A 22522-nucleotide genomic window follows, 5' to 3' on the forward strand; every position below is an offset into this window, starting at 1 on the left:
CCCCTTCAGCAGAGAAGTAATTTTTTATTTCTCTGCTGATTCTTATTTAGACGCTAAAGATATTGGTGCTTAATGTCTTGCCCGATTAGGGAGGGCACCATAATATTTATGAATAGAAGCGCCCCAACTCGGGTTTGACATATCAGGCCAATGATCCTTGTCGAAGCCTGGAGAGTTCTTTAGTGTTTCTTTATCAACCGCGATAACGAAACAATCTTTTGCATCGTCATAGGAAAATATGCTCCAGGGCATGGCAAACAGTTTATCCCCCATACCCAGAAAGCCTCCAAAAGACAATACAACATAAGACACACAACCTTCGAGTTTATCAAGCATCAATGCTTCAATTTTCCCAAGATCTTCACCTTGTAAGTTTTTAACTTTTACACCGACGACATCGTCGGCATTTACAATTTGATGTGTCATTGCTGCCTCCTTGTAGTTACAATTAATAACCTGTTGTTTGACCTTTGTTCTTTGTTGCAGCACCATTATTCATGGTAGTGTTATCTGTTGTTGCATCATCGACTGCAATTTTCATTTGGTCATCAACCTTATTAACACCTTTGACTGATTTAACAACATTTAAAATCGCTTGTTTTTCTTGTGCTGAAGCAACTTGCCCTGACAAGAAAACTTGTCCGTTTTTAGTCTCAACACCAACAGTCCAGGATGGCAAGTCTTTACCCATAATATCTGCTTGAATTAAAGCTGCTTTAACTTTGGCAGTTATCCAGCTATCCTGCAAAGGTGCATTACTATCCTTAACAGTAAGATTATCTACATTAACGTTTCCAATCCCTCGCGTTGATTCCACCAGGGTAACAACATTTTCATAATCCGTGTCAGAAGGCAGCTGTCCTGATAGGTAAACAATCCCATTGGTTACCTTGATGCTTACTTTCTCTTTATAGGTACCAAGTGAGGATTCAACAGCAGACAACAATGCATCATCACTTAAATGCATAGTAGTACCTTGCACGTTGTTAGATTGCATTCCTTCTGTCTTATCAGATTGAGGTGATTGAACAGCTGTAGCAGGATCTGTGCTTGGTGTCACTGTGGTGTTATTCACGTTAGCAAAAGCAGCAAAGGCCATACCACCGGACAATAATGCTGTTGCAATTTTTAAGTGAATTAATTTGTCCATAATACACTCCCTCATTCCATTAATTTAAATAGTTAACCATTTACAATATTCTAAATTGCATTAAGTGATATCACGTTTAACACGAAAGCAGTATTGGGAAATAATTGAATAACAGCCAAGGGCAATACAAAATCTTTTTAAAGTAGGTCATTGAAATACAGCTGTCACTTAAGCAATATTACCCTGCTCATACAATTAATTCCTTTAATCATATGACCTATTTTTAAGCATAGACGACAACTGTTTGTCATGCAAAAACAATCCTATTCTGAAAAATTCCTTCCTGACCTTAAAAATTACTTTAATTTTTTCCTTTATAATTTACACTAACTGCTTGACCTTCATGGAGTTTATTAAATGAACTGGCTGTTAAACATTAATGCAAACCAAGCTCTTGTTTATGTTGTCATCCGCTCATTTTTACTTTTCGGTTTTAGCATTATTCTGATTCGTTATGGTAATCGCCGCTATAATTTAAATACTGCCTCTGATTATCTTTTATTGGTAATTTTTGGGGGGTTAATCAGCCGCGGTATCAATGGTCAAGCTAGTTTAATGTCCACTTTGATAGCTGTAAGCAGTCTGGTTATTTTCCATCGTGTCATTGCCGTAATTACCTATCGTTCCCCCCATCTTGAATCTTTTATTAAAGGACACGCCCGGTTAATTGTGAAAGATGGACAATTTTTGCTGTCTCAATTGCAGAAATACCATCTGACGCAAAGTGACATTCTCACGGAAATGCGCGTACAATTAAATGAAAAAGACATTCAACTAGTTTCCGCAGCTTATTTGGAACCAACCGGTCGTATTTCTTTTATTCGTAAAAAGAATTAACGTTTTTGCTATCAATCTGCTTTCAAGGCCACTACCAGTCAACTCCCCGCTGAATCTTCTACACAACTGAAGAAAACCCGGTCCAGTTCTACTTTCCGACCTCCCTCGCTTGCCGCGGGGCGTCGGCAAAGATGTGATCAAGAGACCGGGACAAGCCGCGAGGCGTAGACAGAGAGGTTACCAAGAGACAGCAACTCCCAAAGGGACAAACTATAGATTTTTAGTGATTGACAATACTAGCTGATATGATAAGTTTAAAATGAGTGCTTAATTTTTAAGCAACAACGTTTGTTCATGGAAAGTTAATCATTTTTACCACTTTCCAGCTATTAACTGTATCCATTAAGATACTTGGAGCTAGATATGGAAGTCTCAAAGGAAACTGTACAGGCAAGCTTTGAATTAAATCGAATCGCTGAAGAATTAGTAGGCATTAAGCATGCCCTTTTTCAACTTGTTGGCATGCTACATCAAGAAAAGGAAACCAGCCAAGAAAGACCACTAGAAGAACCACCTTTACCGGAACCCCATGAGCCAGGTCCCGCTAATCTTCCTGAATCAGAACCTGTTGAGTTACCCGAAACACAACCAGAATCATTGCCTGATATCGAACCCATCAAAAAACCAGAACCAATACCAGGCGACTCTACATCCCAGTTAAACTTAAATGTCAAGCGTGCTTAAATCGCTTCTTCTTTTGATAATTGATGAACTGTAACCTTGATGACGCATAGCGAAATCAAGGTTTTCTTACTCACTATAAACTAAAAGTGATTAACCCTTATCACGATGCCTTAAGGCTACAAACAATTTTCCCTATAACTAAACCTGACAAGCCATAAAATGCTATCCAGCAATGGCTTGGAATTTGACCATACATTACTTTAATATAAAAAATCAAACCTACTGCTGTCGCCATTAAAAACCAAGGCATTAATTTTTCCCATTGTACATACACAACTTGATAAAGCCCAAGAATGATTAACGCAAAAAAGAGCGCACCAGCAATATCATAAACGTTATGATAATTAAAATGCATTAAACTCAGTGCTATACCAGTGAGTAAAATTGCTGTAACTGCCTTAATCCCACGAATATTCGTTTTATAGGCAATCCATCCATATAAAACCGCTGCCATTTGCATATGGCCACTCGGAAATGCAAACCAATTTTTAGCAAGACTAGGCGATAGTGGAACTTGAAAACTAACTTTCAAAGCCACATTAATGATGCTGCTTATTAACACCAGACATATTGCCTGATAATAAAGATTCCTATCCAAGCAAATCAATCCAATTATCAAAAAAGGGACAATGACAATACCATTGCTAAATAAAAGAAAAAATTGGCTTAAAGCATCTAGCATAACGGGGGTATTTAAAAATGAACTGGGCCCATCCTACCATGCGATAGCTTGCAATAAAATTGATTTAAAAGAGGACAATTACCTAAGACTCAGTTTTTTCTCGAATTAATTTTGAAACCCACAATTTTATCCACAGAAATTGTGGATTATAGAAATAAAGAGCCCATTTTATAATATCATTATTTATCAAGTAATTAAAGGGATTTTTGCCTTCTTTATTGGCAACTATTATTTTTAAAGACAAAGTTATCCACAGGCTTTATTCCTTATTTAAGTGAGTCCGACGCTCATTCATTGTTTCTATACTATTAATCACCGTTTGCAGGCAAATTTCCTTCATGATTGGAATATCTTTTAGAGGAATGTCAGAATGGATGGCATAAGCAATGAATAAACTATCCTGCCACATTTTTTCATTTTTTCGCGCCTTTGACTTTAACCACAAAGCTATCCATAAAAAATGAAATACCCATTTATCTCGCTGTGGCTCTAGCTCTTGCGCAAAAACAGCATTCATGGCGTCTTCCATGGTACACACTTTAACCCCTTCGATAATTGTACAGCAACGGTTTACTAATTTATCGATATGAGAATTCTCAATATACCAGGATTCTGTAAAGCGCTTGTTTTTTGGCCAGGACTTGGAGCGTTTGAGTGACGATTGCAATGCCTCTGGCGTAAAAGGGGTTATCTGTACAGACAATTGCTCAATGACGTGTGAAACATCGATAAAATGGGGTAGAAAATGCAATCCAAGAAGTTCCTGAATTTCCAGTAAATGTAAGTCAGGCATTTCTTCGCGCTGCACCATAAGTGCTAAAAAGTGCCCCACCATCATTAGTAAATAAGAAGTGTCAATCTCACGTAAGGTCACACTGTCATCAAAGGCTTCGTGATAATACTTGGGAATATCATCGGCTTGAATTGCAGGAGTAATCCAAGCATCTTTAATGCCGTAATCATATTTGAATAATAAACCACACAAATAGTCTTTGCCCCGTTTTTTAACGTGAATAAAGATACCCTGGGCACCACTACCATCCACTTCGCTGGCTTTAATACTAATAAGAGGAGAGGACTGTTCCGTATGGAATACCACACCGTTCTTACGTTGTATCTTGATCCAATGGTCAAACTGGTTGCGATAAGAAGGAGGATACCAATTTTTAATGGCTTGCAACCGCGAAAGGGAAACAGAGGTTAATGTGATCGTTTTCATGATTTGATTACACGTGGCGATGGCTACCTCCCGAACTTCTTTCTTTGGATGTAACAAACTCAACAAAGCAATATCATGACCTTCTTCGATGCTGTATAAATCAAACAACAAATCGACAAAAAAATCCGGGGGCATAGCATAACTTTGCGCAAAGAAATTTTCCGCAATGTCAAAGACAGACAAATCTGACAATTCTTCAATCATTTCACGAATAGCGTTTAAATGATCAACCTCTTCTTCTGGCGTTAACTCCTCTATTTGTCCGGCTAAATTTAAATAGGCTTGCTTTAACTCAGGAATTAAATCCACGTGGACTTCATAAAAAGCATTAAGGATCGGGAGCCAAAATCCCAATGCATGATGACCTTTATTAATGACTTCAGCAATTTGCAGCATCACTTGATTTAATGTTTTCGTGGCCAGTTTATTGCCGCTTTCTTGAGCGGTTTGTAACTGTGCCACACAAATATCCAAGGCAAACACGCAAGCCGAATAATAAGCCTGCCCTGGTTCGCTATCGTCCTCTATTTCGTCTAGAAGCGTAATAAGCTCCAGCGCCAAATCAGGCTGTTGGAGGAAGGAAGAAAAATGCTGCGGATCTGGTTCTGCATTTTGCATGATCAATGCCGCCATATTCATTAGCCACTTTTTTAACGCTTCAGAATCAAATGTCATGCTCAGTCAGGCACCTTTCGTGGTTTTCCTTCTTTATCAATTGCCACAAAAATAAATGTTCCTTGGGTCACTTTGTATCGACCACCTGTGGTTGCTGGTTCTGCCCAAACTTCGACATCAATCGTCATGGAAGTTGTCCCTCTTTTTATTAACTCAACATGACAACTCACAATATCACCAACATGCACCGGTTTTAAAAAACTCATGCTATGAATTGAAACGGTCGCTACTCTGCCATGAGCTATCTTTTTAGCAAGAACACCAGCCGCCAAGTCCATTTGTGAAACCAGCCAGCCACCAAAGATATCACCATTGGCATTTGTATCTGCTGGCATGGCTAACGTTTGAATTGTTAATTCCCCGCGAGGTATTGTCATAACCTAGGAACCACGCTTTAATTTCGCCAAAGCATCTGCCATTGCTGTATTGAAAATTGTTTTTTTAGCTGTCTCTTGCTTTTTCTTCACTTCAGGCTTGGCTGGTTTTTTAACAGAAGATGGTTTTTTCGCCAACGCTTGTTGAGGTTTGGTTACCTTTTTCTGAACCACAGGTGCCTTTCCCTCTTGCAGTTTCATGCTTAAGCCAATGCGGCGACGCTCCTTATCCACTTCAATTACTTTTACAGTAACGATGTCACCGGCTTTTACAATGGCATGTGGATCGTTAATAAAACGATTTGTCATGGCAGAAATATGCACTAAACCGTCCTGATGAACCCCAATATCAACAAATGCGCCAAAATTGGTAACATTAGAAACAACGCCTTCTAAAATCATGCCTTCTGCCAGATGACTAATATCTTCAATGCCTTCTTTGAAGTTAGCAGTTTTAAATTCCGGACGCGGATCACGGCCTGGTTTCTCCAACTCTCTTAATACATCGCGGATAGTGGGTAAGCCGTACACATCATCGATATACTGTTCAGCATTCACGCTTTGCAGTAAATCCCGATTGCCTATTGCCTTGCGAATATCAACACCTTGATCATTTAAAATTTTTTCTACTAAAGGATAAGCCTCTGGATGGACACAAGAGGCATCCAAAGGATTTTCACCATTCATGATACGCAAAAATCCTGCTGCCTGTTGAAAAGATTTCTCTCCCATCCTGGTTACGCTTTTTAACTGTTCACGATTTTGAAAAGCCCCATGTTCATCTCTATACTGAACTAGATTTTTAGCCAGGGTTTCGTTTAATCCGGAAACGCGGGTCAGCAAAGCAACTGAAGCGGTATTGACATCAACGCCCACCGCATTCACACAGTCTTCTACTACGCCATCCAAAGAGCGAGCCAGACGTGTCTGGTTAACATCATGCTGATATTGTCCAACACCAATTGATTTAGGTTCAATTTTTACTAACTCAGCCAAGGGATCTTGTAAGCGTCTAGCAATTGAAACAGCACCACGTAATGAAACATCCAGGTCAGGAAATTCATTGGCTGCCAATTCAGAGGCTGAATAAACAGAAGCGCCCGCTTCGCTAACAACAATTTTGGTTAATTTTAGGTCGGGATACATTTTTATCATGTCTGAAACCAAGCGTTCTGTTTCACGAGAACCTGTACCATTACCAATGCTAATTAAATTTACCTCATACCTGGCTGCTAATTTAGCCAGTTCTGCAATGGCTTGATGCCATTCATTTTGTGGTGCAAAGGGAAAAATCGTCGTGAAATCCAGCAACTTACCCGTTGCATCCACGACCACTACTTTGACACCGGTACGAATACCGGGGTCAAGACCAATCGTCACTCGGTGGCCCGCAGGTGCTGCCAATAATAAATCACGCAAATTTTTGGCGAAAACATGGATTGCCTCTTCATCCGCCATTTCGCGTAAACGCGTAAATAATTCCAACTCCAGTTTGGTAAATAATTTTATTTTCCAGGTTAAGCGCACCGTAGCAAGCAACCAGGTATCGGCAGCGCGTTGTTGATCACTAATATTAAAATAGGAGGCGACGCGTTTTTCGCCATAATCAGCATCGGGAAGCATTAAACTGAGCTGTAATATAGACTCGCGGCGCCCGCGAAATAGGGCTAATGCCCGATGCGAAGGAATTTTTTTAATAGGTTCTTCATACTGAAAGTAATCAGCAAATTTACTGCCAGTCGCTTTTTTGTCACTGACAACTGTTGATTTTAATACAGCGTGCTGCCACAGGTATTCGCGTAATTCATTAATTAATTCGGCGTCTTCTGCAAATTTCTCCATTAAAATTTGACTGGCTCCCTCAAGGGCAGCTTTTACATCGGCAACACCTGCTTCAGGATTAATAAATTCTTGTGCCTTCGCTTCTGGGGTTAAGCCAGGGTCTTGCCATAGCGCTAAAGCCAAAGGCTCCAACCCAGCCTCTTTAGCCAACTGCGCTTTTGTGCGACGCTTTGGCCTATAGGGTAAATACAAATCCTCCAGTCGGGTTTTGGTATCTGCCGCAAGAATCGCTTGCTCAAGCTCAGGGGTTAATTTTTCCTGTTCACGTATTGATTCTAGAACCACGGCGCGACGCTCGTTTAGTTCACGGATATAAAGCAAGCGCTCTGCTAATAACCGCAATTGGGTATCATCAAGTCCTTCGGTGGCTTCTTTACGATAGCGCGCGATAAACGGGACAGTAGCCCCATCATCCAGTAAACGAATAGCTGTTTCCACTTGCGAAACTTTAACTTTAAGTTCTTCTGCAATAATGGCCGCTGCCGCCAATATTTCTTGAGTCATTTACATCCCCGACACATGTAAAAAAAAACGCAGTCATTATATACTGATTACTTCCCATTTGGCGAACCTTTCCGATGCTTTAGTTCGTGGTTTGCATTATTCATCACCTGTTTTTTTTATTTACCAGAATTTAAAATCTGGCAAACTATTAAAAAATAATTTAGAGAAGCTGACGATGCCCAATCATAAACTGGTTCTTGGTTTTGCCCACTGGGGTAGTATGAGAGTCCCTGTCCTCAATATGATAAACACGGTTAAACTTGCTGTCGAAAACGGCATTGAAGAAATTGACTGCGCACCGCATTACGGGGATGGTGCACAGGAGAATATCTTGGGAGTCGCTTTGCTATGTTTACCGGAAGATCTGCGTAATCGTGTAAAAATCTCTACCAAAGCTGGACGTGTTATCGATCCAAATAAAAAATCAGACTGTAGCAATGGCTTTACCAACAGTAGTGGATTTTCCCAATCTTTTGATTATAGCAAAAAAGGTATTGAAGACTCATTTCAGCAGAGCCAGTTAAGAATGCGCGTCTCCAGTGTCCATGCTCTTTATTTACACGATATCGATGCAGCTACCCATAAAGAAAATCATACCCGACATTATGAAATTTTTGTAAAGGAAGGATACCTCGCTTTTGAGGAATTAAAAACGCAAAAAAAAATTACAATTGCCGGTATAGGCTCAAATGATGCTGACATTTGCGTTAAACTTATTAAAGACGGTCGTTTCAGCATTGACCGAATAATGATAGCGGGCTGCTACAATTTACTTAATTTCTCTGCCCTTGATGAGCTTTTTCCGTTGTGCAAGGAACGAAATATCCAGCTTTACATCGCAGCGCCTTATGGCGGTGGGCTATTAAGCGGTCAAACAGAAAATAATTTCTTCCGCTATGAAAAAGCAAATAATGCGTTACTTGAAAAATTGGACAAGATTAAATCCATTTGTATCAGTTATAATGTATCCCTGCCTCATGCAGCCATGCAATTTGTACACATGCATCCTCAAGTTAATAAAGTTGTCGTCGGTGCTCGAACGGAAGAGGAACTGCGTGCTTCCTTAACCTATGCAAACGAACCAATTAACCCTAAATTTTGGGAAGCCCTCAAAAAAGCCCAGTTAATTCCTGAAAAAACACCTGTTATGCCACTTAAATTAAAAACACCTGCCTCTTCTATATTTAAAGAAGCTGATGAAAAACTAGAGACATCACAAAATTTTATGGAAATCAAATATTAATGGTTTGGCAAAAAATTTAAGTGGATTATTTTTGAATTAACCAAACTTCATGCTTGGCTTGATGGACACCTTGCTTAAATAAGCATTCATTGTCTATGGACTGACTATCTTCGCTTTTAATACAAGTTATTGTCTGGCAAGACCCGTATAAAAGAAAAACCTCATCACTTGTAACACTGAAAGGTGGGCCTTCAATATGTTTGTCTTCATAACGCATAGTTTTTAATAAAATTTTTCCTTGTGACTTTAACCCTTGCAGACAAATATCTACATAAGATTGGCGTAAACTGGCGGGCAATGCAATGAGCGAAGCACGATCATAAATTGCATCAACTTTAGGAATTAAATCTGCATTAAGTTGAAAAATATCACTAACGCTTATGCGGATGCCTTCTGTGGAATAATAAATAACACCACTTTTTGTACTCTTTGTCATAGTTAAGTGATTATCTTCTACAAACTGTTGCACCGCTAACTCACTTAACTCTATTCCAAAAACATGAAAACCCTGCTTCGCTAGCCATAGCATATCAAGACTTTTGCCACACAAAGGAAGCAGAATTTTAGCACCTAGCGATAAATTTAAACATGGCCAGTATTTTAATAAATCCGTGTTGACAGTCTTTTGGTGGAAGGGAATTTTCCCTTCCTGCCACATATCCAACCAAAATTGCTTAACGCGGCTCACTCCACAGTAACCGATTTGGCTAAATTTCTTGGTTGATCAACATCAGTTCCTTTAGCAACAGCCACATGATAGGCAAGTAATTGCAAAGGAATTGTATAAACGATAGGGGCAACCCATTGTCCACATGCAGGTACAGGAATTAAACGTGCGCCGTCTGCTTCCCATGTTTGAGAATCATCAACAAAAACAATTAATTGGCCACCACGGGCACTTACTTCATGTAAATTGGATTTCAATTTATCGAGTAATTCGTCATTGGGGGCTACGGCTATTACCGGCATTTCTTTGTCCACCAAAGCAAGGGGACCATGCTTTAATTCACCTGCAGGGTAAGCTTCTGCATGAATATAAGAAATTTCCTTTAATTTCAAAGCACCTTCCAGTGCTACGGGATATTGCACCCCTCGACCTAAAAATAAAGCATGGGCTTTATTGACAAATAAAGACGCTAAAGCCTTTATTTTGTCGTTCATTTCCAAGGCGCGCTCACAACAAGCAGGTAACTCTTGCAGTTCAGTAAGCACTCGCACTGCCCTTTCATCCTTACAAAGCGCTACAGCAAGCATTAAAAATGCGGCTAATTGGGTGGTAAATGCTTTGGTAGAGGCAACACCTATCTCAACACCCGCTCGTGTGAGAAACACACAATCCGCCTCCCGGACCAATGTACTAGTAGCCACATTACAAATCGCCAAGCTGCCCAGATAATTCATAGACTTGGCTTTATGAAGCGCAGCAAGTGTGTCTGCTGTTTCACCAGACTGAGACACGGTAATAAACAGAGTATTATCCCCGACAACGACATCGCGGTAACGATACTCACTGGCAATTTCAACTTGCGTAGGTAAACCCGTCAAGGATTCGAGCCAATAACGAGCAATTAAACCGGCATGATAGCTCGTTCCACAGGCGACAATATGAATTTGTTTAACTTGTTGAAAGATGGCTGAGGCACGTTCACCAAAACTAGCTCTCACCACTTCTTTGCTGCTAATGCGTCCTTCCAAAGTATCTGCCAATACTTTCGTTTGTTCATATATTTCCTTTAACATAAAATGGCGGTAAGGTCCTTTGCTAACTGCCTGGCTATCTCCATTAAGCACATGTGACTCACGGGTTATTGTCTCACCTTGTGCATTAAACAAGGAAACCTTGCCACTCGTTAACAGAGCACTATCACCTTCTTCAAGATAAATAACAGATTGAGCAAAAGAACGCAGAGCCAATGCATCAGAAGCGATAAAATGCTCGTTAATGCCAAGACCGATTACCAAGGGACTCCCTTTACGGATAGCCACCAATTCTTGAGGGCGCTGCTGATGAATGACCCCCAAAGCAAAAGCACCGTGCATTTCCAGGGCTGCCTCCCTAACTGCACGTAACAGATTTTCATGGTGTTGATAATAAAAATGAATAAGATGGGCGGCAACTTCCGTATCGGTTTCAGAAGTAAACTTATAACCTGCGGTGCGTAATTTTTCACGCAGCGCGTCATGGTTTTCGATAATCCCATTGTGGACAATAGCAATCTCATCATTTGAGAGGTGAGGATGTGCATTTTGTTCGCAAGGTTTGCCATGGGTCGCCCAGCGGGTGTGGGCAATACCTACATTTCCAGTAATTGCAGTTGCCTGCATGGCATCTGCCAAGCTTTGGACTTTCCCTTGAATCCTTACACGTTTTAAACGTCCACTATTATCAATCAAAGCGATACCTGCTGAATCATAACCGCGATATTCCAGACGTTTTAATCCTTCCAATAACACCTTACTAATATCACGTTGAGATGTTGCACCCATGATCCCACACATAGAAACTCCTTAGATCATCGATCTCACCCGTATTTTCAATACTGTAGAACATAGGGTGAGCTCTTGCAAAATTACCCAGTATGCCATACTCAGCGCTAAAACCTAAATATTTGCTGGCGCTTCGCATGTAATTTTGTAACCATGTTGTTTCATAACCTCGCAAATCTCATAAGCCAGGTAGCGATGGGCACGAGTGGTTGGATGAATTTCATCCCAAAACAAATAACCATCAGGTGCATCACAGACGTGGTAATTCTTGTCATTAGGACCAAAATGCCTGTCGCGATATTGCAACACCTGTGCATATTGCAACACATAGTTTCTTGCAAAGGGTGAATTGGCAAACGCCCTGAACATAGGGAATTTTACGTCAATACAGGCATCGGTAGTATTTGAAAAACCATATCTTTGTGGATCTATCAACGCTTTTTGTAAGAATTGCTGCAAATCAATGTATAAAAAATCTACGTCAGGATAACTCGTCCGCCACTCTTCAACCCGTCTTTGCAGACGTTCATTATGCTGTTGCAAAGCAGCAGTTAGAACGGGTTTATCCGTCGTGTGGACAAATTTTGGTGTTTCACCAATATTGGGTAATCCCATAATAACAACATGGCGAGCCCCCGCTTGAATCAACTTTCGAACGCCTGCCCCCAAACCATCAATCACATTATCGATGTAGCTATTCATCACTGCAGGGTTGTAATTGTCTTCAAAAAACAAAACATTCAAATAATCATTAGCACCAGTCAGTACAAAATAAACAGCATTCTCATCGAGTGAATTTTTCATCATTAAATAAGCTTGTACGGTCAAGCCCAAGCTGGGTGGAATCAATTTTCCAACAATTAATGTTTTTAATGTCCCAAGCGGGTGACGAATTAAATTCCAGGTAGTCACTTGATAATCGTAAGTTACAGCCCAACTGCCTCCAAAAGCCTGATTGTCATAGAAATGCACGTCTTCTCTATCTACCCCTATCATGGAGGCCAGATATTCATTCCACACCCGCCCATTTGAAAAATGGTTTTGCCAATACGGTTCTCCTGGAAGAATGGGCACCTTACGCACTTTGCCTACTAAATTCGCCAAAAAAGGACCCAATTCGGTATCGAAGAATTCGGTAACTATCCCAATCCCTGTATCGAGAACGGCCTGTGGTACATAATAGTCATAGGCAAACTCTTCCATTTTATTAATAACAAAAATTTTTAATGGTCGTACCAGATAAGCAGGACTTTCCTCCTGTCGTAAACTTTTTAAGAGATGAGTAGTATTCCCGACATCAGATAAACTATCGCCGAAAACGACCATGGACTTAACAGGGGTAGCTGCAACCAGGATGGAACAAAACACCATCGCACACAGCCCTAAGCACATCCTCGTGCAAATTGATGACATAAATCTCTCCTTAGATTCATAAAAATTCCATTTGAGCTTGCTTGCTTTAATTCTAAAAAAAGGAAGGTTGTTTACGAATTCATCTACTAGATTAGATCCTGTCTCAATTTTTTGTCAACTTTTAAAACCTACCGCGCTAACAAAATGTGATTACAGTCACTGACTGCTTAAACTTTATTTTATTGACTAACTATGCCATCTTTTAATTAAGCTGCTTCTTTTTGTAATGGGAAATAGGATGACTTATCTAATCACCACCAAGCGCCTTGGTTTACGCCCTATGCGCAAGGAAGATATAACCTATTTGGAAACACTGGATAAAGATCCAGAGGTTAAAAAATATTATCCCGAAGGCACCCTAAGTTGCCATGAAATTAAAGAGTACATGAAAGAATGCCAGTGCAATTTCGAAAATAAAAATTTACCCTGCCTCGTTATTTTTACGCTCAAAACGGATAAATTTGTGGGTGAGGCTTATTTTGATGAACTGGAAACGGGTGAAATCAAGGTCGGTTATCTTTTTCATAAAAAATATTGGAATAAAGGCTATGCAACAGAGGTATTAAAAGCATTGCTGGAATGGGCAAAACATAACATAGACAGCGATTATATCATTGCTTACGCTGACAAAAGTAACACTGCTTCCCTTCGTGTCATGGAAAAATGCGGCATGCAATATTACAAAGAAGATGTTTATTTGGACATGGAATCACGATTTTACCGCATAAAAAACCGCTAGTCAGCTTTATTACTCCTACAATACAAATTCACCACATTTTTAAGCATGTGCTCACAGATTGTAAGTTGCTCAATACTGATAAATTCATTGGGCCGATGCGCTTGTTCGATATTTCCGGGGCCACAAATAATCGAAGGAATTCCAGCATCCTGGTAAGCCCTCGCTTCTGTTGAATAGGAAACTTTATATCGCTCTTTGACACCGGTTATTGTTCTCACAAGATGAGTCAGCGGAGCATCTTCATAAGCAGCAAACCCTGGGGCTTCCGAGACTTGATCTAGATAAATTGCCGCTTTGGGGTATATCTTTCTCATTTCTGGCACTAATTCTTCATTAATATAATTCTCAACCTGGCTTCGAAAATTTTCAAGGGGAAATTGGGGCAGATACCGTACTTCAAACAACAACTCACAACTTCCAGGGATAACATTGGTAGCAGAGCCCCCACTAATGATATTGGTAGAAATAGTAGTAAATGGCAGGTCAAAATCTTTATCGAAGGGCCCCTTTTCCCGGGTGTAGTTAGCAATTTTGTTGATGTAACAAATTAGACGACTGGCGTATTCAATTGCATTACAACCTTTATCTGCTCGAGACGAATGCGCAGATAAGCCTTGTATTTGGCAATGGAAAACCTGCCTTGATTTCTCGCCAACAATAGGACGCATACTGGAGGGCTCCCCAACAATACAACCTTCAGGGTTAAGCGCAATTTCTTGCAAATAGTCGATTAAAAAATCAACACCGATACAACCGACTTCCTCGTCATAAGTCAACGCAAAATGAATAGGTTTCTCGAGTTGCAAGCGGTTAAATTCAGGAACTAACGCCAGCATTACCGCAATAAATCCTTTCATGTCACTGGTGCCACGGCCATAAATTTTGCCATCTTTTTTTGTGGCCACGAAAGGGTCGGTTTCCCATAGTTGACCAGCAACAGGGACTACATCCGTATGTCCCGATAATAAAATACCTCCCTGAGTAACGCCGTTTTTAGCCGGAATACTGGCCAATAGATTCGCTTTTGTTTTAGAGGCATCATGAAGGATATGGTAATGCAAATTATGTTTTTTAAACCAAAGCACAACAGACTCGATTAATTCCATATTGGAATTGTGGGAAATAGTATTAAATCCGACAAGTTTTGTGAGCCATTGCAATGTATCCATGGTTATATCCCGTCTGTTTTTGTCACTCTCTAAATAAGTCCTACTACTTAGCATAGATGAATTTTGATACTTAACGCGACTTATCCTTTGGACAATAACGGGAAGCTTTTTAAAAAAATGGGTAAACATACCCATTTTCAAGCGTGGCAAGAGCTAATATAATAATTAGCGAATAGTCAGAAAATAGTCAGTGTCCGACCAGTTGTAAATGAATAGTTTGCAGCTGCCGGACACTCGCTATTGTCCCATCCTTAATACCTTATTTTAAACTCTACAAATCATCTATTAATATAAAAATAGGTTTGTCGCGTGTGTACCCACCAAGCTATCTTGGCTACTATGCGGGGTAAAAAAACCGCTTGTACCTATACTTATTTGAGATTGTGATCCGCTGCTTTTTGACTGATGACGCAGCAAAATCATTTGCAATTGGGCAATTATGGGACGATTGTCCATGGCGTTTGCTAGTTGCCAAGCTTGAATAATTTTCTCCTCAACGAAATCATCCACTGCTTCCAATAAACGTTGTGCAAGGTGATTGTGCCCAGCAATGATTGCTATATCAAGTGGAGTAATACCAGGGATACGGTTAGGAAGAAAATCTTGATATTTTGCTTTAAACCAAGCCTCTAGGGCATTTTTGCAATGATTTTTTTCAGCCAAAGTCAGCAAAAACCGAACATCTTCCTGCATTCCTGAGAAGACAGACGCTTTTTTTGCCAATAAACAATTCACTATTTCAACATGATTTTCTTGTACGGCGATATGTAAGGCAGTTGCCCCATCATCCGTGCAGGTCGCATTAATATTGGTTTTACCGTGAGCGATTAAACGTTTGACCACCTCTGTATGGCCATTTTGTGCCGCCATATATAGAGCAAAAGCCCCATCCGTCGTACGCGCAGCGTTAACGTCCGTTTTATGGTGGGCAAGCAAACATCCAACGGTTTCAGCATGACCATTTTGTGCGGCCACAAATAAAGCAGTAGCACCATCAACTGTAGAGGCAGCATTTACATCAATTTCCTCATGAATTAGTAAGGCATGAGCTAATAAAAGTCGAACCACTTTCGTATGACCTTTTTCTGCTGCAGCAAATAAGGCCGTAGCTCCGTCGGTTGTGGTAGCATTTACATTAATTCGCTCCATATCAAAACATGCCCAAGGGCATGCTTTAATATGTCTATCGTGATCGAGCAAGCATCTGATCACCTTCGTATGGCCATTTTGTGCCGCAAGAAATAAAGCCGTGGCGCCATCCTTTGCACGGGTAGCATTCACTCTTGCTTCATCCTGAGACAGTAAATATTCAATTAATTGAAGATATCCAGCTCTTGCTGCAACATGGAAGGCGGTGACTTGATGAGGAGAAACAGCATCAAAACTAGAGCCTAGCTCCGCCAATTCTTTAATTTGTTTAAGCGATTGGCGACAAATAATTGCCCAATGCAGTAAGGTATAACCGGTTGCCTCATCGATTTGCTCAATATTTATTTTTCTGGGCTGGCTTTGATAAAAAGGGAGAATTAAATGTTTATACATATAATCCAAGAGATCCTGATTGCCTGCTTTATAGGCCCAATCGTATAAAGAAAGGTAATTTTTATCCTTGAAGTATAAGTCCTCTAACTTAATTTTCCCTTTCAATACGAGGTTATTGCCCATTAAAAGTAGGAATAACAGTTCGGGAAGATGTTTACTTTTTTCTTCAGGCCATTGCTCTGCTACTATTTTTTTAAAATCAGTATCCTTAAGGTCAGGAAAATACGGTTTAATAATCGATTTTATGAATAGTCGGTCGTGAGTGATTTGGTAAAAACGTTGGGAAACTTGCTTGACATCATAATATGTGACTGAGGGTAAGAAATTTAGGATAGCAAAAAGCACCTCATCGGGCATGGTATCCCAGTCAACTGTTATCTCCTCCAATAAATCAACCACTTGCGTAGGTACAGATAGCTGTTTCTCATTGGGTTCATATTTCGTTTGCATCGTACAAGTGAGTATTAATAAAACAAGGTTGCTATCATAGTCTCTGCTTAAGGGTAATAAAAATTGGTCTTTTGTATGTGTGACATCTATTTTTTATATGCCCGGAAAGACAGGATTACTTGTAGGAAAAAGGATATGCTCATTTTGGGCTGAGTCTTTACAATGGCTACTTACTCTGTTTGTGGATGGTCGAAGAATCATTAGGAAATGCTAAATAGGCTGTAGCACCTGCTTTCTTACGATTTTTAAAAAAAAGACCGATGGCCGCCTTATTGAGTTCTGCCTGTATACTTCTTAATCCTACCCCTTCACCTCCGTTAAATTTTTTTTGCTCTTTGTGCTCGGGTTTAACACTTGCAACCCAAAAGTATTTCCCCTTTTCTTGATGAAAAAAACCTGACCCATTGTCTTTTAATTTTACCAAAAACTGCGAATCATTTTTTTGAATAATTAATGTGATACGTAATGTCTTTCCTATTACCAACCCTTTTTTGGCATAACTGTCATAGCAATTTTCAATAAGTTCCTGTAACACTTCCTCAAATAAAAAGGGGAATTTAATAGTCTCGCGCTTGGCAGCTTGTTGAATAAACCCCATACTTTTCTTCGCAATTGAGGCTGGATGGTATTCATCATGGGTGGGTTTTTGGATGAAGGATTGAATGTCTGCTGACAATACAGGAATACTAAAAGTATACTCAAATCTCATATTTTTCCCCTCAAGTCTCTCGCCGCAACGCTCAATATTCTCTATAGTTATCTTGTTGCTGATAAGCTATGATTCATTTAGTGTTTCCTAGCTGGGCTTTCAATGAATTATACCGTCGTCTCTTGCTCTCCTAAGCATGCAGAAGAATTATACCAACAAATCGCTGCGGATTTTCCCGAACACCACGGTCTATACAAAGCCGATGCACATAGTGACAGCATGCCATCTTGTACGCATTTTAAAGTCACCTGCGATAATCATGATGCCGGCCTGCTAAGTCTTTCCTTCCCTTATCCTGCTACTTGTCATATCGATTGGATAGGGGTTTTAAAAAGATATCAAGGAAAAGGATTTGAACATATATTACTTCAGCAAGCCTTTTCTTATGCTACACAGCGACAAGCTAAAATAATCACCGTAGAGACGCTTGCACCTTTTGAAGCAGATGCCAATTACCCAGGACTCTACCCTCTTTATGAAGCGAACAGATTTTATCCACTATTCAATAGAACACCGCAATCCTACGCGAAGACCGTGGTGTATATGGCAAAATCCTTTTATCAACCACTTCAAGCACTTATTGAAGTGGAGCAAGAAGCACGCCAATTTGGCTTTGATTGGCCCAATGAAATGATGATCCTTGAGCAAGCAATCGATGAATGCAACGAAATACAAGAAGCAATCGCTCAATGTGAGTCCAAGAAACGTGTACAAGAAGAAATAGGCGATTTGTTACACACGGCGATTTCACTCTGTCTTTTTGCCGGATTTGATGTGGAAGAAACACTGACAAAAATCACCCACAAATTCACCACTCGTTTCCAGGCATTAAAAGAAATTGCTCAAAAACAGGGATTCACTACGCTTAAGGGACAATCTCTTACTGCAATGATGGCACTATGGCGAGACGCTAAAGAAATGACAGCCCAAAGCCACAATGGTCATTCATGATGAAGTCTAATGTGAATACCGCACATTAGATTTATACCTAAGTGCAAATTCGCCAATAGATCAATTATGTTTTTTCAACAGGCGAGCACGCTCCCGATTCCAATCCCTGTCTTTAATCGTCTCCCGCTTGTCATGCGTCTTTTTACCTTTGGCTAAAGCCAATTTCATCTTTACGCGGTTATGCTTCCAGTATAAAGAGAGTGGAATAAGCGTATATCCCTGGCGCTCAACACTACCAATAAGTTGATTAATTTCTTTGCGATTTAACAGTAATTTTCGGGTACGGATAGGGTCGGGGAAAAGATGAGCTGCGGCTGTTGGCAGGGGCTGTATTTGCGCGCCAAGTAAAAAAGCTTCACCATATTTTATAATGATGTGAGCATCCGACAAATTAATCTTCCCCGCCCGCAAACTTTTCACTTCCCAGCCTTCAAGAACAATCCCTGCCTCGTATTCATCTTCGATGAAATACTCAAAATGCGCTTTTTTGTTCGTGGCAATTGTAGCACTTTGCTGTTTTTGGCTACCCATAGAAAACACCTAAAATTAATAATTACCGTTTTAATCTTAAAAGCAGCATTATACACTCAACAATAGCACTTGGCGAAACTCTTGATTTGCCGTCAGGGAAAATTAGAATCACGTTAATTTGCGCAAATATGACAGTGTTAAAAAAACAAACGATTGCCTTGTTTATAGTGATTTGATTTTTAAATAACTATTTCCTATATCCCGCTGCTTGCCAGCAGTATCCATAAGATATTACTCTGGATGCTCCGTAGCACATCCGGGTCATTTATAAATTAATCACTATACTCAGGTGATGAGGAGAATATTATGAATATTGGCGATAAAATAGATAATTTTGAATTTACTGCAACCAGTGGTTTGGAAGGCAAATTAAAGGACTATGAAGGGCAATGGTTAATTTTTTATTTTTATCCCAAAGACTCTACCCCCGGTTGCACGACAGAAGGCCAAGATTTTCGTGATGCCTATCCGCAATTTAAAGCATTAAATGCAGAAATATTTGGCATTTCGAGAGATAGTTTAAAATCCCATGAAAATTTTAAATGTAAACAAGAATTTCCCTTTGAGTTAATCAGTGATAAGGAAGAAATACTTTGTAAAAAATTTGACGTCATTAAAATGAAAACAATGTATGGCAAGCAAGTACGAGGAATAGAGCGCAGTACATTTCTTATTGATCCACAAGGTATTTTACGACAGGAATGGCGTAAAGTGAATGTCAAGGGACACGTCGATGAAGTCATGAATACGTTAAAACAATTACAAAGTTAACTTCAGGACCTAACTAATTGAAAATTAGAAAAGATAACGCTTGACTGCATTAATCACCCTCAGCACAATGAATACATTTAGCTGATAGGTGAAATCATGGAAAAGGAAAATAAAGACACTAAATTGTTCGTACTGGATACGAATATCATGATGCATGATCCTACGGCTATCTATCGCTTTGAAGAGCATGATATTTACTTACCTATGGTAGTGTTGGAAGAGTTAGATAGCCATAAGACCGGTCTTTCTGAAGTTGCTCGCAACGTGCGTCAAACCAACCGTATGCTTGTTGAGTTAATGAGTAATGCCAGCCACCAGGAAATAGTGGCAGGCTTGCCCATTGCCAATTTTCTTAGTGGTGAAAAAGTAAAAAGTAGCGGGCATTTATTTTTCCAAACGGATGAATTCGAACAATTGCGTCCCACTTCCTTGCCAGGTCATAAAGCAGACAATACCTTACTTGCTACCGCCTTAGGCTTACAGAAAAAATACCCTGGTCGCCAGGTTATTATTATCTCTAAAGACATTAATTTACGTATTAAAGCAGGTATCCTTGGTATTCCCGCCGAAGATTATTACAATGACAAAGTATTGGATGATGTTAATCTTTTGCACAGTGGTTTACACATTCTCGAAGATAATTTTTGGGATACCCATGCCAAAAATATGGAAGCTTGGCAAGATAATGGCAAAACATTTTATCGTATCAGCGGACCATTGACAGCCCAATGGAATTTTAATGATTGTATCAGCACCCAAGATAATCAGTTTCAAGCCATTGTTAAAGACATTTCAGAGGGTGGAACTGTCGTGCAATTGGCGCGTGACTACACGCAACCCAAACATGCCATATGGGGAATAACCGCCCGCAACCGCGAACAGAATTTCGCACTTAATTTATTACTGGACCCTGAGATTGATTTTGTAACTTTGCAGGGCTCTGCCGGTACAGGAAAAACGTTGCTCACTATTGCTGCGGGCCTTACGCAAGTCCTGGATCAAAGTCGTTACAATGAAATCTTAATGACCAGAGTGACCATCCCCGTGGGTGAGGACATTGGCTTTTTACCAGGCACGGAAGAAGAGAAAATGACACCCTGGATGGGTGCTCTCATGGATAACCTTGAAGTGTTACACAGTTCACAGGAAGGTGGAAGCTTTGGTCGCGGCGCGACACAGGATCTATTACAGAACAAGATTAAAATTCGCTCACTTAATTTCATGCGCGGCCGCACCTTCCTAAATCGCTTTATTATTATTGATGAGGCGCAAAACTTGACATCAAAACAAATTAAAACCCTGGTGACACGAGCCGGTCCTGGCAGTAAAATTATCTGTCTTGGTGATATTAAGCAAATTGATACACCCTATTTAACAGAAACGACTTCTGGATTAACCTTTGCTGTCGATCGTTTCAAGCATTGGCAACACAGTGCCCATATGACATTGACGCGTGGTGAGCGCTCAAGGCTTGCTTATTATGCTGCTGAGCATTTATAGTACACGCTTTTGCTTATCCACATGAGGATCGATAATGAATAACCAAGCCATCACTTTTGATGATGTACTACTGGTGCCAGCCTATAATCATCACGAATCCAGGCGTGTCGTCAACGTCAGTATGACTGACCGCTTGGGTAAACTCAGTTTGCAATTGCCTGTCATCAGCTCCAACATGGACACCATTACTGAGAGCAAGATGGCTAATTTCATGCACAGCAAAGGTGGCATGGGTGCTTTGCATCGCTTTTTAAGTATTGAAGAAAATATTAAGGAATTTAAAAACTGCCAGGGGCCTGTCTTTGTTTCTGTAGGCTGTACCGATGCAGAATTACAACGGGCAGAAGCGTTACGGGACGCCGGTGCTGATTATTTTTGTGTCGATGTCGCGCATGGCCATGCCAAATATGTGGGAAAAACGCTTAAAAGTTTAAGGAAATTATTGGGTAGTCGCTGCATTATGGCCGGCAATGTCGCAACCTATGCTGGAGCGGACTATCTAGCCTCTTGTGGTGCCGATATCATTAAAGCAGGCATTGGCGGTGGCTCAGTATGCAGCACACGCATTAAAACAGGCTTTGGTATTCCGATGCTAACCTGTATTCAGGATTGTGCCCGTACTGATCGTTCCATTGTAGCTGATGGGGGCATCCGCACCTCAGGCGACATCGTTAAAGCACTGGCCTTTGGGGCTGATTTTGTCATGATAGGTGGTATCCTGGCTGGAACAGAACCAACACCCGGTGAAGTGATTACCAAGGAAGATGGCAAGCAGGTGAAGCGTTATCGTGGAATGGCATCTAGAGAGGCCCAGGAAGATTTCTTAGGGCAAATGCACGAATGGAAAACTGCAGAAGGGGTTGCGACCGAAGTTCCCTATCGTGATAATCAGGATAGCATTATTGCTGATATTATCGGCGGCTTGCGTTCCGGATTAACTTATGCAGGTGCTGATACTATTAGTGAGCTACAGCGTAAACTGGATTATGTCATCGTTACTCAAGCAGGGCGCCTTGAGAGTCTACCGCACAAGCTGTTAGAGAATTAGAT

21 protein-coding genes are annotated in these 22522 nt (G+C 40.4%); 8 read left to right on the forward strand and 13 right to left on the reverse strand.

Annotation, left to right across the window (positions count from 1 at the left end):
- Positions 1 to 69: 69 nt before the first annotated feature.
- Positions 70 to 426, reverse strand: coding sequence for a PRC-barrel domain-containing protein (locus tag Ljam_RS08765; RefSeq protein WP_058449663.1), 357 nt, complete (start codon positions 424 to 426; stop codon positions 70 to 72).
- Positions 427 to 448: 22 nt separating this feature from the next.
- Positions 449 to 1150 (reverse strand): BON domain-containing protein, encoded by a 702-nt coding sequence (locus Ljam_RS08770; RefSeq protein WP_058449664.1) that lies wholly within the window; start codon positions 1148 to 1150, stop codon positions 449 to 451.
- 357 nt (positions 1151 to 1507) lie between these two features.
- On the opposite strand from Ljam_RS08770, the gene Ljam_RS08775 reads away from it, so the two are divergent.
- Entirely contained in the window at positions 1508 to 1987 is a 480-nt protein-coding gene (locus Ljam_RS08775) for a DUF421 domain-containing protein (RefSeq protein ID WP_058449665.1), read from the forward strand.
- A gap of 363 nt (positions 1988 to 2350) precedes the next feature.
- Positions 2351 to 2671, forward strand: a complete 321-nt coding sequence (locus Ljam_RS08780) for a hypothetical protein (protein ID WP_058449666.1) — start codon at positions 2351 to 2353, stop codon at positions 2669 to 2671.
- 100 nt (positions 2672 to 2771) lie between these two features.
- On the opposite strand, the gene Ljam_RS08785 is transcribed toward Ljam_RS08780, so the two are convergent.
- The 4 genes from Ljam_RS08785 to Ljam_RS08800 form a co-directional block, all read right to left on the reverse strand.
- Entirely contained in the window at positions 2772 to 3353 is a 582-nt protein-coding gene (locus Ljam_RS08785; RefSeq protein ID WP_058449667.1) for a phosphatase PAP2 family protein, read from the reverse strand.
- Between the two features lie 259 nt (positions 3354 to 3612).
- Positions 3613 to 5247: an exonuclease SbcCD subunit D C-terminal domain-containing protein gene (locus Ljam_RS08790; RefSeq protein ID WP_058449668.1), complete on the reverse strand. Its 1635-nt coding sequence runs from the start codon at positions 5245 to 5247 to the stop codon at positions 3613 to 3615.
- A 2-nt stretch (positions 5248 to 5249) separates the two neighbouring features.
- On the reverse strand, positions 5250 to 5624 hold the full coding sequence (gene yciA, locus Ljam_RS08795) for an acyl-CoA thioester hydrolase YciA (protein ID WP_058449669.1): 375 nt from the start codon (positions 5622 to 5624) through the stop codon (positions 5250 to 5252).
- Between the two features lie 3 nt (positions 5625 to 5627).
- On the reverse strand, positions 5628 to 7967 hold the full coding sequence (locus Ljam_RS08800; protein WP_058449670.1) for a Tex family protein: 2340 nt from the start codon (positions 7965 to 7967) through the stop codon (positions 5628 to 5630).
- Between the two features lie 175 nt (positions 7968 to 8142).
- Here Ljam_RS08800 and Ljam_RS08805 point away from each other — a divergent pair, with 175 nt between their 5' ends.
- Complete coding sequence (locus Ljam_RS08805) at positions 8143 to 9210, forward strand: aldo/keto reductase (protein WP_131762391.1); 1068 nt, start codon at positions 8143 to 8145, stop codon at positions 9208 to 9210.
- Positions 9211 to 9235: 25 nt separating this feature from the next.
- Here Ljam_RS08805 and Ljam_RS08810 read toward each other — a convergent pair whose 3' ends face one another.
- The 3 genes from Ljam_RS08810 to plaC form a co-directional block, all read right to left on the reverse strand.
- Positions 9236 to 9898 carry a thiopurine S-methyltransferase gene (locus Ljam_RS08810; protein WP_065235533.1) on the reverse strand — a complete coding sequence of 221 codons (663 nt, stop codon included), beginning with the start codon at positions 9896 to 9898 and terminating at the stop codon, positions 9236 to 9238.
- The gene (gene glmS / locus Ljam_RS08815; RefSeq protein ID WP_058449673.1) at positions 9895 to 11709 is read right to left on the reverse strand and encodes a glutamine--fructose-6-phosphate transaminase (isomerizing); all 1815 of its coding nucleotides are present in this window, start codon (positions 11707 to 11709) and stop codon (positions 9895 to 9897) included. Before glmS ends, Ljam_RS08810 begins: the two co-directional genes overlap by 4 nt.
- A 102-nt stretch (positions 11710 to 11811) precedes the next feature.
- A complete protein-coding gene (plaC, locus tag Ljam_RS08820; RefSeq protein ID WP_058449674.1) occupies positions 11812 to 13110 on the reverse strand; it encodes a lysophospholipase/glycerophospholipid:cholesterol acyltransferase PlaC in 1299 nt (432 codons plus the stop codon).
- Positions 13111 to 13348: 238 nt separating this feature from the next.
- On the opposite strand from plaC, the gene Ljam_RS08825 reads away from it, so the two are divergent.
- Entirely contained in the window at positions 13349 to 13849 is a 501-nt protein-coding gene (locus Ljam_RS08825; protein ID WP_058449675.1) for a GNAT family N-acetyltransferase, read from the forward strand.
- On the opposite strand, the gene argE is transcribed toward Ljam_RS08825, so the two are convergent.
- From argE to Ljam_RS08840, 3 genes are all read right to left on the reverse strand, one after another.
- Positions 13846 to 15018 carry an acetylornithine deacetylase gene (argE, locus tag Ljam_RS08830; protein WP_058449676.1) on the reverse strand — a complete coding sequence of 391 codons (1173 nt, stop codon included), beginning with the start codon at positions 15016 to 15018 and terminating at the stop codon, positions 13846 to 13848. The two genes, Ljam_RS08825 and argE, sit on opposite strands and share 4 nt — an antisense overlap.
- A gap of 285 nt (positions 15019 to 15303) precedes the next feature.
- Positions 15304 to 17010 carry an ankyrin repeat domain-containing protein gene (locus tag Ljam_RS08835; RefSeq protein WP_058449677.1) on the reverse strand — a complete coding sequence of 569 codons (1707 nt, stop codon included), beginning with the start codon at positions 17008 to 17010 and terminating at the stop codon, positions 15304 to 15306.
- Between the two features lie 166 nt (positions 17011 to 17176).
- On the reverse strand, positions 17177 to 17719 hold the full coding sequence (locus Ljam_RS08840) for an ATP-binding protein (protein WP_058449678.1): 543 nt from the start codon (positions 17717 to 17719) through the stop codon (positions 17177 to 17179).
- Between the two features lie 102 nt (positions 17720 to 17821).
- Between Ljam_RS08840 and Ljam_RS15415 the strand changes: the two genes are divergently transcribed.
- Positions 17822 to 18670, forward strand: coding sequence for a GNAT family N-acetyltransferase (locus tag Ljam_RS15415; protein ID WP_202967567.1), 849 nt, complete (start codon positions 17822 to 17824; stop codon positions 18668 to 18670).
- A gap of 60 nt (positions 18671 to 18730) precedes the next feature.
- Here the strand turns inward: Ljam_RS15415 and smpB are convergent, their stop codons facing one another.
- Positions 18731 to 19201, reverse strand: a complete 471-nt coding sequence (gene smpB / locus Ljam_RS08850) for an SsrA-binding protein SmpB (protein ID WP_058449679.1) — start codon at positions 19199 to 19201, stop codon at positions 18731 to 18733.
- Between the two features lie 306 nt (positions 19202 to 19507).
- On the opposite strand from smpB, the gene Ljam_RS08855 reads away from it, so the two are divergent.
- The 3 genes from Ljam_RS08855 (at position 19508) to Ljam_RS08865 (ending at position 22520) form a co-directional block, all read left to right on the forward strand.
- Entirely contained in the window at positions 19508 to 19972 is a 465-nt protein-coding gene (locus tag Ljam_RS08855) for a peroxiredoxin (protein WP_058449680.1), read from the forward strand.
- Positions 19973 to 20068: 96 nt separating this feature from the next.
- Complete coding sequence (locus Ljam_RS08860) at positions 20069 to 21472, forward strand: PhoH family protein (RefSeq protein ID WP_058449681.1); 1404 nt, start codon at positions 20069 to 20071, stop codon at positions 21470 to 21472.
- Positions 21473 to 21506: 34 nt separating this feature from the next.
- A complete protein-coding gene (locus Ljam_RS08865) occupies positions 21507 to 22520 on the forward strand; it encodes a guanosine monophosphate reductase (RefSeq protein WP_058449682.1) in 1014 nt (337 codons plus the stop codon).
- Positions 22521 to 22522 lie beyond the last annotated feature (2 nt).

The sequence above is a fragment of the Legionella jamestowniensis genome (genome assembly GCF_001467745.1).
Lineage (GTDB): Bacteria > Pseudomonadota > Gammaproteobacteria > Legionellales > Legionellaceae > Tatlockia > Tatlockia jamestowniensis.

What these genes read in the sequence shown, in the direction of transcription:
- Ljam_RS08765 (WP_058449663.1), bottom strand. Translation starts at nt 426, where the DNA reads ATGACACATCAAATTGTAAATGCCGACGATGTCGTCGGTGTAAAAGTT.
- Ljam_RS08770 (WP_058449664.1), bottom strand. Translation starts at nt 1,150, where the DNA reads ATGGACAAATTAATTCACTTAAAAATTGCAACAGCATTATTGTCCGGT.
- Ljam_RS08775 (WP_058449665.1), top strand. Translation starts at nt 1,508, where the DNA reads ATGAACTGGCTGTTAAACATTAATGCAAACCAAGCTCTTGTTTATGTT.
- Ljam_RS08780 (WP_058449666.1), top strand. Translation starts at nt 2,351, where the DNA reads ATGGAAGTCTCAAAGGAAACTGTACAGGCAAGCTTTGAATTAAATCGA.
- Ljam_RS08785 (WP_058449667.1), bottom strand. Translation starts at nt 3,353, where the DNA reads ATGCTAGATGCTTTAAGCCAATTTTTTCTTTTATTTAGCAATGGTATT.
- Ljam_RS08790 (WP_058449668.1), bottom strand. Translation starts at nt 5,247, where the DNA reads ATGACATTTGATTCTGAAGCGTTAAAAAAGTGGCTAATGAATATGGCG.
- yciA (WP_058449669.1), bottom strand. Translation starts at nt 5,624, where the DNA reads ATGACAATACCTCGCGGGGAATTAACAATTCAAACGTTAGCCATGCCA.
- Ljam_RS08800 (WP_058449670.1), bottom strand. Translation starts at nt 7,967, where the DNA reads ATGACTCAAGAAATATTGGCGGCAGCGGCCATTATTGCAGAAGAACTT.
- Ljam_RS08805 (WP_131762391.1), top strand. Translation starts at nt 8,143, where the DNA reads ATGCCCAATCATAAACTGGTTCTTGGTTTTGCCCACTGGGGTAGTATG.
- glmS (WP_058449673.1), bottom strand. Translation starts at nt 11,709, where the DNA reads ATGTGTGGGATCATGGGTGCAACATCTCAACGTGATATTAGTAAGGTG.
- plaC (WP_058449674.1), bottom strand. Translation starts at nt 13,110, where the DNA reads ATGTCATCAATTTGCACGAGGATGTGCTTAGGGCTGTGTGCGATGGTG.
- Ljam_RS08825 (WP_058449675.1), top strand. Translation starts at nt 13,349, where the DNA reads ATGACTTATCTAATCACCACCAAGCGCCTTGGTTTACGCCCTATGCGC.
- argE (WP_058449676.1), bottom strand. Translation starts at nt 15,018, where the DNA reads ATGGATACATTGCAATGGCTCACAAAACTTGTCGGATTTAATACTATT.
- Ljam_RS08835 (WP_058449677.1), bottom strand. Translation starts at nt 17,010, where the DNA reads ATGCAAACGAAATATGAACCCAATGAGAAACAGCTATCTGTACCTACG.
- Ljam_RS08840 (WP_058449678.1), bottom strand. Translation starts at nt 17,719, where the DNA reads ATGAGATTTGAGTATACTTTTAGTATTCCTGTATTGTCAGCAGACATT.
- Ljam_RS15415 (WP_202967567.1), top strand. Translation starts at nt 17,822, where the DNA reads ATGAATTATACCGTCGTCTCTTGCTCTCCTAAGCATGCAGAAGAATTA.
- smpB (WP_058449679.1), bottom strand. Translation starts at nt 19,201, where the DNA reads ATGGGTAGCCAAAAACAGCAAAGTGCTACAATTGCCACGAACAAAAAA.
- Ljam_RS08855 (WP_058449680.1), top strand. Translation starts at nt 19,508, where the DNA reads ATGAATATTGGCGATAAAATAGATAATTTTGAATTTACTGCAACCAGT.
- Ljam_RS08860 (WP_058449681.1), top strand. Translation starts at nt 20,069, where the DNA reads ATGGAAAAGGAAAATAAAGACACTAAATTGTTCGTACTGGATACGAAT.
- Ljam_RS08865 (WP_058449682.1), top strand. Translation starts at nt 21,507, where the DNA reads ATGAATAACCAAGCCATCACTTTTGATGATGTACTACTGGTGCCAGCC.